Annotated in this window: 12 protein-coding genes; 8 read left to right on the top strand and 4 right to left on the bottom strand. The window is 58.2% G+C overall.

The genetic code is table 11. The annotated features are described in order from the left end of the window. Positions 1–283: 283 nt before the first annotated feature. A complete protein-coding gene (gene galU / locus AC1DU9_RS22695) occupies positions 284–1,123 on the bottom strand; it encodes a UTP--glucose-1-phosphate uridylyltransferase GalU (RefSeq protein WP_093220174.1) in 840 nt (279 codons plus the stop codon). Between the two features lie 272 nt (positions 1,124–1,395). Between galU and AC1DU9_RS22690 the strand changes: the two genes are divergently transcribed. Both AC1DU9_RS22690 and AC1DU9_RS22685 read left to right on the top strand, forming a co-directional pair. Beyond that, positions 1,396–1,584, top strand: coding sequence for a hypothetical protein (locus AC1DU9_RS22690; RefSeq protein WP_223463728.1), 189 nt, complete (start codon positions 1,396–1,398; stop codon positions 1,582–1,584). A gap of 137 nt (positions 1,585–1,721) precedes the next feature. Next, complete coding sequence (locus AC1DU9_RS22685) at positions 1,722–2,003, top strand: hypothetical protein (RefSeq protein WP_223463727.1); 282 nt, start codon at positions 1,722–1,724, stop codon at positions 2,001–2,003. Positions 2,004–2,014: 11 nt separating this feature from the next. Here AC1DU9_RS22685 and AC1DU9_RS22680 read toward each other — a convergent pair whose 3' ends face one another. After that, positions 2,015–2,245 (bottom strand): hypothetical protein, encoded by a 231-nt coding sequence (locus tag AC1DU9_RS22680; protein ID WP_046038394.1) that lies wholly within the window; start codon positions 2,243–2,245, stop codon positions 2,015–2,017. A 72-nt stretch (positions 2,246–2,317) separates the two neighbouring features. After that, on the bottom strand, positions 2,318–2,674 hold the full coding sequence (locus AC1DU9_RS22675) for a hypothetical protein (protein WP_223463726.1): 357 nt from the start codon (positions 2,672–2,674) through the stop codon (positions 2,318–2,320). A gap of 201 nt (positions 2,675–2,875) precedes the next feature. On the opposite strand from AC1DU9_RS22675, the gene AC1DU9_RS22670 reads away from it, so the two are divergent. The 5 genes from AC1DU9_RS22670 (at position 2,876) to ada (ending at position 6,027) form a co-directional block, all read left to right on the top strand. Next, entirely contained in the window at positions 2,876–3,178 is a 303-nt protein-coding gene (locus tag AC1DU9_RS22670) for a DUF1883 domain-containing protein (protein WP_007912251.1), read from the top strand. Positions 3,179–3,215: 37 nt separating this feature from the next. Further along, positions 3,216–3,383, top strand: a complete 168-nt coding sequence (locus AC1DU9_RS22665) for a hypothetical protein (RefSeq protein ID WP_191624874.1) — start codon at positions 3,216–3,218, stop codon at positions 3,381–3,383. Between the two features lie 117 nt (positions 3,384–3,500). Next, on the top strand, positions 3,501–4,205 hold the full coding sequence (locus tag AC1DU9_RS22660) for a 2OG-Fe(II) oxygenase (protein WP_223463725.1): 705 nt from the start codon (positions 3,501–3,503) through the stop codon (positions 4,203–4,205). Then, positions 4,195–4,875: a DNA oxidative demethylase AlkB gene (gene alkB / locus AC1DU9_RS22655; RefSeq protein ID WP_223463724.1), complete on the top strand. Its 681-nt coding sequence runs from the start codon at positions 4,195–4,197 to the stop codon at positions 4,873–4,875. Before AC1DU9_RS22660 ends, alkB begins: the two co-directional genes overlap by 11 nt. Positions 4,876–4,962: 87 nt before the next feature. Then, positions 4,963–6,027: a bifunctional DNA-binding transcriptional regulator/O6-methylguanine-DNA methyltransferase Ada gene (ada, locus tag AC1DU9_RS22650; protein WP_457265956.1), complete on the top strand. Its 1,065-nt coding sequence runs from the start codon at positions 4,963–4,965 to the stop codon at positions 6,025–6,027. Here ada and acuI read toward each other — a convergent pair whose 3' ends face one another. Further along, positions 6,028–7,011, bottom strand: coding sequence for an acrylyl-CoA reductase (NADPH) (gene acuI / locus AC1DU9_RS22645; protein ID WP_223463722.1), 984 nt, complete (start codon positions 7,009–7,011; stop codon positions 6,028–6,030). A 267-nt stretch (positions 7,012–7,278) separates the two neighbouring features. Between acuI and AC1DU9_RS22640 the strand changes: the two genes are divergently transcribed. Continuing rightward, entirely contained in the window at positions 7,279–8,346 is a 1,068-nt protein-coding gene (locus tag AC1DU9_RS22640; protein WP_223463721.1) for an NAD(P)H-dependent flavin oxidoreductase, read from the top strand. The last annotated feature ends 96 nt before the right edge of the window (positions 8,347–8,442 follow it).

The raw sequence follows: 8,442 nt of genomic DNA, 5'->3' as shown, positions 1-8,442 counted from the left end.
GAAGATGCTTGCCTTCTTACCCCGCTGCGCCGCCTCTATCCGCTTCCTGTTCGTCAGGCCAGCATTTTGCCTCGGGCTTCCTTCAGATTCGCAGTCACCCGCGACACCCTTGCCTCTGGCTAACACTTCCCCTTGCCGGGTGTGTAGAGGACTTTCACCTCCAAGTCACCAGCGAGGCCACCACAGCCAAGCTGGTTGCGCTTACGCGCAACGCGCCATGCCTGGCGCACAAATGAAAAAGCCACCCGAAGGTGGCTTTTCAATACAGTCAGGTCGAAAGCGATCAGTACGCCTTGCCCGTCTTGTAGAAGTTCTCGAAGCAGAAATTGGTCGCGTCGATGTAGCCTTCGGCGCCACCGCAGTCGAAACGCTTGCCCTTGAACTTGTAGGCAATCACGCAACCATCCTGCGCCTGTTTCATCAGGGCGTCAGTGATCTGGATCTCGCCACCTTTGCCTGGATCGGTTTGTTCGATCAGGCTGAAGATGTCCGGCGTCATGATGTAACGACCGATGATCGCCAGGTTCGACGGGGCATCTTCCGGCTTTGGCTTCTCGACCATGTTGCGCACGCGGTACAGGTCATCACCAATCAGGTCGCCGGCAATCACACCGTATTTGCTGGTTTCTTGCGGGTCGACTTCCATGATCGCGACGATGGTGCAGCGATACTGTTTGTACAGCTTGACCATCTGCTTCAGTACGCCGTCACCTTCCAGGTTGACGCACAGGTCGTCCGCCAGCACCACGGCGAACGGCTCGTCGCCGATCAGTGGTCGACCGGTCAGGATCGCATGACCCAAACCTTTCATTTCAGTCTGGCGAGTGTAGGAGAACGAGCACTCATCCAACAGGCGGCGGATGCCGACCAGGTATTTTTCCTTGTCGGTGCCCTTGATCTGGTTTTCCAGCTCGTAGCTGATGTCGAAGTGGTCTTCCAGGGCGCGCTTGCCGCGACCGGTGACGATGGAGATTTCGTTCAAGCCAGCGTCCAGTGCTTCTTCAACGCCGTACTGGATCAGTGGCTTGTTCACCACCGGCAGCATTTCTTTGGGCATGGCTTTAGTCGCTGGCAGGAAGCGAGTGCCGTAGCCGGCTGCTGGGAACAAGCATTTCTTGATCATATAAGTCCTTGTAAGGGCTGTGCGTGTACGAGTTTCGGCGCAGTCTAATCAGGCGGCGTGCACCTTACAATGCCCCCGCGCTGGCCAACCGATGCCAACATAGAGAAATAATCTTGCCGATAGTTCCCTGCGCAAGCCCTTATGCATAGCAGAGACTTGCGCAATTGCACGGCATTCAACCGCCCGGAACGAACCACCATACGCCCATCGGCACCCGTTGAGTGCGTTTGGCGGTATCATGGCGCGATTGAACCAGACAACGAGGCAAATAGATGTCGGCAGAAAAAAGCGTCAACGGATTCCTGATCAATCAGGTGAAAGACGGTCAATGGTGGGTAGCCAGTGTCGCCGGTGAAAATATCGCCGGACCTTTCCCTTCCGAATCCCTGGCAATCGAAGTGGCCTCGGTGCTGGAGCTTGAGCACCCGGAGCCCAAGCGACGCGGCAAGGACAAGAGCTGATCGACGTCCAATGCGAAAAGCCCTGCCACTGCGCAGGGCTTTTTTATGAATGCATGCAATAACGTGGCCTTTGGCTATAACCTTTTGCCTGCGACGCTGTCTCAGCCTTAGCCCACCCCCCTGATGATGATCAAGCCATGAACAAAATTTTGCCTTTGCTAGCAGTATTGGCCCTGAGCGGCTGCGCAACGTCGAAAGAAACCTACCTGGGTAACGGAGAGCAAGGCCTGTCGATTGATTGCTCCGGGGAAGCCAACTCCTGGGCTGCATGTTACGAAAAGGCCGATGCGTCCTGTGCAGGCACCGGCTACAAGATTGTCGGAACCGATGGCACGCCCTCGCTCAAGGAGAGCGACAAGACCCTCGGCGCCGACATCGGCAACTACAAGAGCCGCAATGTCGTAGTGATCTGCAAGTAAGGCGCCGCGCCCTACAGATGTATCTCAGCGAATTTGATGCCAAGCCCGCGCACGGTATCGATCAGATCATCAAGGCGACTGAAAGACTCGACTTCATCATTGTCATCCACCAGGAAATAGCTGCGCCCGGCGCTTTTCTTGAAAAACACGATCCATTCCCCCAGCTCCGCCGGATTCTGAATCACATGAGTGGCAGAGATTAAACCCTCTGCATGGCGCTCCCGGACCTGCTCTCGCTTCATAGTCGACTCCATAAATAACGATGCCGCCAAAGCATGGCTTGGGCGGCATCGGTGCTGATCGTCGACAGTCTATCAGCCGGAAATGCACGCGTTGGCAGCATTCTGTACGTCCATTGGACGCACCGGGACATTGGACATGCTCTCGTGCAGCTTGATGCTGCTGCCACCCGAACGCTCTTCAATGTCGAAAACGGCAGACGGGCCGGAGGAGTACTTGAGCGGCACGATGACACGCACTCCATCCTTGTGCGGTTCGATCTGTAAGGCGCCACGGCTTTTGGCCAGTTTTTCGCTCAGGCATTGCGCGTATTCATGGGGCTTCTTGCCAGAAATCACGTTCATGGTCGGCAGCGACTCGTTGATTTCCGAGACGTTCGCACAACCACTCACCAATACCGCCAGCGAAAGAACCAAAAAACCCCACTTCATACAAAACCTCCGATAAAGAGGCTCGGACAGCGCAGATGCGCTTTTTCTCCGAGACAAACTGCTTTATCGCTCATCAAACGTGAAATTAACGTTTTTAATTGTCAAAGTGGCCGGATAATAAGGCGTTCGGGCTGATAAACTGCGCCAATCGCCCATGCTATCGTTTTGATTTTGTAGAAAAAGCCCTTCTGGAGGCGCCTCATGAAATTTATCCATCAGCGCGAGCACCTCAATGAAGACGACATCGTCGTCATTCAATGCTCCCAAATGTGCAACATCCGCTTGATGAACGACGCCAACTTCCGCAGCTTCAAGAATGGCGGTCGTCACACCTATCACGGCGGTGCATTCGACACGTTTCCGGCCCGCATCACGGCCCCGAGCACCGGCTTCTGGAACATCACGATCGACACCGTCAACCGCCGCGCTATCAGCGTGACGCGCAAACCCACCCTGACCCACTCGATCAAAATCATTCGCCGTTCCAGCACGAAACTGAGCTGATCAGCGAACCCGAAACACAAGACAGGCAGATACAACCGTGGCCCAAACGACCAAGTACGTCATCAAATACAAACTCAACGGTGAGCGCCGCTTCGAGTTTGCCCAGCTTGAAAACGGCACCCCGGAAGAAGCCAAGGCGGCGCTGGATGCCATTCATGGACAAGACGACGTCATCAGCGAAATCAGCGTCAGCAAAGCGCTGTAACGCGATCAGGAGCGACAATGGACGTCAGCTCCCATTCGCAATTCGACCGCAAGCAGCGGAGTGCCTGCTTTATTTTTGCCTTGCAGACTGGCCACCTCAACAACAAGAGGCCCGGCAATGAGCGAGCAATATCTGGACAGGCTGGACTGGCCCCGGCTGGAACAGCAACTTGATCAGGACGGTTACGCCGTCATCCCGTCACTGTTGAGCCACAAGGCTTGTGATCAGGTCAGCGCCTTGTACCCTCGAACCGAGCCCTTTCGCTCCCACGTGGTGATGGCTCGCCACGGTTTCGGCCGAGGCGAATACAAATATTTCAGCTACCCGTTACCGGAACTTGTGGCCCGCTTGCGTAGCGCGCTCTACCCGCGCCTGGTGCCCATCGCCAATCGCTGGCAGGAGCAAATGGGTTTGCCCGACCGTTTTCCCCAAACCCATCAAGCCTTCCTCGAACGCTGTCATGCCGCTGGTCAGAACCGTCCGACACCGTTATTGCTGCAATATGGTCCGCAGGACTACAACTGTTTGCATCAGGATTTATACGGTGAGCATGTTTTCCCACTGCAAGTAGCGATTCTGCTGTCGGAACCCGATGAAGACTTCACCGGTGGCGAATTTGTCCTGACCGAACAGCGTCCGCGAATGCAATCACGCCCGATGGTCGTCAGCCTGAAGAAAGGCGACGGGCTGATATTTACCGTCAACCAGCGGCCGGTCAAAGGCGTTCGCGGTTACTACCGAGTAACCCTGCGCCACGGCGTGAGTCGCCTGCACAGCGGCAAACGGCATACCCTTGGAATCATCTTTCACGATGCGTCATGAACCCATGAATCCGCTGACTTTCGATCTGTTTGCCGATGCCGAACCCGAGCAACAATCCAGGCGCGAACAGATCGGTGAACAGTCCTACGTGCTGAGAGGCTTCGCCCTGCCCTGGCTGGAGCGTTTGCTGCCTACCCTGGAGGCGGTACTGATGGCCGCGCCGTTTCGGCAGATGGTCACGCCCGGTGGCTTTACCATGTCGGTCGCCCTGAGCAGTTGCGGTCAATTCGGCTGGACCACTGATCGTAGCGGTTATCGGTACACCCGTCATGACCCACAAACCGGCCGGCCCTGGCCAATGATGCCCGAGGTGTTTCTGCAACTGGCACAAGCGGCGGCACTGGCAGCGGGTTTCACCGATTTTGCGCCGGATTCCTGCCTGATCAACCGCTACGTCCCCGGAGCAAAAATGTCACTGCACCAAGACAAGGACGAACATTCCTACGCAGCCCCCATCGTTTCGGTATCCCTGGGCTTACCGGCGATGTTCCTGTTCGGTGGCTTTGCACGCGGTGACAAAAGCCAGCGCATCCCCTTGCTGCATGGCGACATCGTCGTCTGGGGTGGCGTGGATCGCCTGCGTTATCACGGCGTGTTGCCGATCAAGGAAGGCCATCACCCGAGACTGGGCGAGCAACGCATCAACTTCACCTTCCGTACCGCCGGATAAAGACTTCGAATTTGACCGCAAGCGCCGGAGTGTGTGGGAATTGCCMCATGGTTAATGTGCAGGCAACACCTCAAAGGACATGACGCCATGACAACCCAATCGAGCAAGATCACCATTGAAAACGATCCGCGCTGGGCCGCTGTGGTCGCGCGCGATCCCAAGGCCGACGGTCAGTTTGTCTATGCCGTGAAGACCACAGGCATCTATTGCAACCCCAGCAGCCTCGCGCGCTTGCCCAAGCCGCAGAACGTCGAATTCTTCGATAGCGCCGAACAGGCCCGGGCCGCGGGTTATCGTCCGAGCAAACGCGCGACCAAAGACCAGAGCGAACTCGCCGCGCAACATGCCGCCACCGTGGCCGCCGCCTGCCGCCAGATCGAAAGCGCCGAAACGCTACCTGCCTTGGGCGAATTGGCCGAGGCGGCGGGCCTGAGCAGCTTTCACTTCCATCGTGTGTTCAAAGCCGTCACCGGCCTGACGCCCAAGGGTTACGCCGATGCCCATCGCTCACGCAAGGTTCGCGAACGGCTGGCAGACGGCGGCTCGGTGACCGATGCCCTGTATGACGCTGGTTTCAACTCCAACAGCCGGTTTTATGAAGCCGCAGACCAACTGCTGGGAATGAAACCCGGGGACTACCGCGCCGCCGGTCAAAACAATGACATTCGTTTTGCCGTTGGCCAGTGTTCGCTGGGCGCGATTCTGGTGGCGCAGAGCGAGCGCGGGGTCTGCGCGATCCTGCTGGGTGATGATCCGCACCAACTGGTTTGTGATCTGCAAGACAAGTTCCGGCGCGCGAACCTGATTGGCGCCGATCATGAATTCGAGCAATTGATTGCCAGGGTCGTCGGCTTTATCGAGGCGCCGGCCATTGGCCTTGATTTGCCTCTGGACCTACGCGGCACGGCGTTTCAGGAGCGTGTCTGGCAAGCGCTGCGAGAAATTCCCGTTGGCAGCACTGCCAGCTACGCCGATGTCGCGCAGCGCATCGGTCAACCAAAAGCCGTTCGCGCCGTGGCTCAAGCCTGTGGCGCTAACAGCCTGGCAGTCGCGATCCCGTGCCATCGCGTGGTGCGCAGCGACGGCAATCTGTCGGGCTATCGCTGGGGTGTCGAGCGCAAACGGCAGTTGCTGGAGCGCGAGTCGCAGTGATCAGCGGTTCACATCCACCACCACGCGCCCGCGCAACTGCCCGGCCAGCAAGCGCGGCGCGGCTTCGATGGCTTCGCTCAAGCCGATTTCGTGACTGATCAGCGGCAACAGGTTGAAGTCCAGATCCTGGGCCAGGCGACTCCAGGCTTCCACCCGTTTGGCTTTGGGCTGGGTCACGCTGTTGATACCGGCCAGGGTCACGCCGCGCAAGATGAACGGCGCAACGGATGCGGGAAAGTCCATGCCCTGGGCCAGACCGCAGGCCGCGACGGTGCCATTGGCCTTGGTGCTGGCGCAAGCGTTGGCCAGGGTGTGGCTGCCGACCGAGTCGATGACCGCCGCCCAACGCTCCTTGGCCAACGGCTTGCCTGGTTCGGAAAGCGTGGCCCGGTCGATGATTTCGCCAGCGCCCAGTTGCTTCAGGTAATCATGCTCTGACGTACGTCCGGTAGACGCGACCACCCGGTAGCCGAGCCTGCTTAGTAACGCGATGGCGAAACTGCCGACGCCGCCGTTGGCACCAGTGACCAGGACTTCACCCTGTTCAGGCGTCACGCCATTGTGCTCAAGGGCCAGGATGCACAGCATGGCCGTGTAGCCCGCCGTGCCGATGGCCATCGCCTGGGCAGCAGTGAATGCCTTGGGCAGCGGGATCAGCCAGTCACCATTCAGGCGAGCCTTCTGCGCCAGTCCCCCCCAATGCCCTTCACCCACGCCCCAGCCATTGAGCAGGACCTGGTCACCGGGCTTGTAGTCCGGATGCCTGCTGTCTTCGACGACACCGGCCAGGTCGATGCCCGGCACCATCGGGAATTTACGCACCACCGGGCTGCTGCCGGTGATCGCCAGGCCATCCTTGAAGTTCAGCGTGCTGTAGGCAACACGCACCGTGACATCGCCCTCGGGTAACTGATCGTCCTGGATCTCCTGCAGTGTGGCCCGGTAACCGCTGTCGTCTTTGTCGATCAAAATACCTTTGAACATTACGGCCTCTCAATGGAATCAGTCTGGTTGGGGTGCAATGGAAATAACACATGGCAGCAGATTGTCGTACTCGACTTTAAGCCAATCTGCCAATTCCATAACTCTTCCCAAGTGATGAATCACTCCTTCGGTGGCGCAGGTGGAGGCTTCCATCGACGCTGAAGAATGCGTGAAGTGCTGAAATGACGACTGGCCTTGCGCCAGTCGTTGCGTTACAAATCCTGTTCTACCGTCCCTGCCCGGATTCAACGTCGGAGAACACAGCACATGAACCAATGGCCAGATACCCGCATTCTTGACCTGCTCGGGATCGAACTGCCGATCATTCAGGGGCCGATGGCCGGTGCCACAAACTCGTCCATGGTGATTGCAGCCTGCAATGCCGGCGGGCTGGGTTCGATGCCGGCGGCGATGCTCAGCACCGATCAACTGCGCGAAGAGCTGAAAACCATCCGCCAACACACCCAGCGCCCGATCAACGTCAATTTCTTCTGTCATCAACCTCCGGCCCCTGATGAACAACGCGCGCTGGACTGGAAAAACCTGCTGCAGCCCTACTACCAGGAACTCGGCGCCGATTTCGATGCGCCAACCCCGGTGTCCAACCGGGCACCGTTCGATCATGCGGCCTGCGAAGTGATCGAAGAATTTCGACCTGAAGTGGTGAGCTTTCACTTTGGCCTGCCGGAAAAATCCCTGCTCGACCGGGTGAAAGCCACCGGTGCGAAAGTGTTGTCCTCGGCCACAACCGTCGCAGAAGCCGTGTGGCTGGAGCAGCATGGTTGCGATGCAATCATTGCCATGGGCTACGAAGCCGGAGGCCATCGCGGGATGTTTCTCAGCGATGACCTGAGCAGTCAGGTGGGGACTTTCGCCCTGGTGCCACAAGTCGTCGATGCGGTGAAGGTGCCGGTGATTGCCGCCGGCGGCATCGCTGACGCACGAGGCGTCGCCGCCGCCTTCATGCTGGGTGCTTCGGCAGTGCAGGTGGGGACGGCGTACCTGTTCACCCCAGAGGCCAAGGTCAGCCCGTCCCATCACAAAGCGTTGCGCACCGCCAGGGAAAGCGAGACGGCCGTCACCAACGTGTTCACCGGTCGCCCGGCCCGGGGCATCCTCAATCGGGTGATGCGTGAACTGGGGCCCATGAGCGCCAAGGCCCCGGCCTTCCCCCTTGCCGGTGGCGCGCTGATGCCTCTGCGGGCCAAAGGTGAAGCGGACTTCAGCAACCTCTGGGCCGGTCAGGCCTTTACCCTCGGGGTCGAATTGACCAGCGAGGCACTGACTCGAAAACTGGCTGAAGAAGGATTAGCGAGACTGCTACGTCACCCCTGAGCAGCACTTGCGTTAAAATTGTATACAACTTTGTGACAGCACATTCCGTTTAAAGGTAATTCGCTATATATTTTTGTACATAACGATTAACCTGCT

Source organism: Pseudomonas sp. P4_C1 (genome assembly GCF_056402155.1).
The sequence above is the reverse complement of the archived record's forward strand: the minus strand, read 5'-3'. Positions and strand labels throughout refer to the sequence as shown.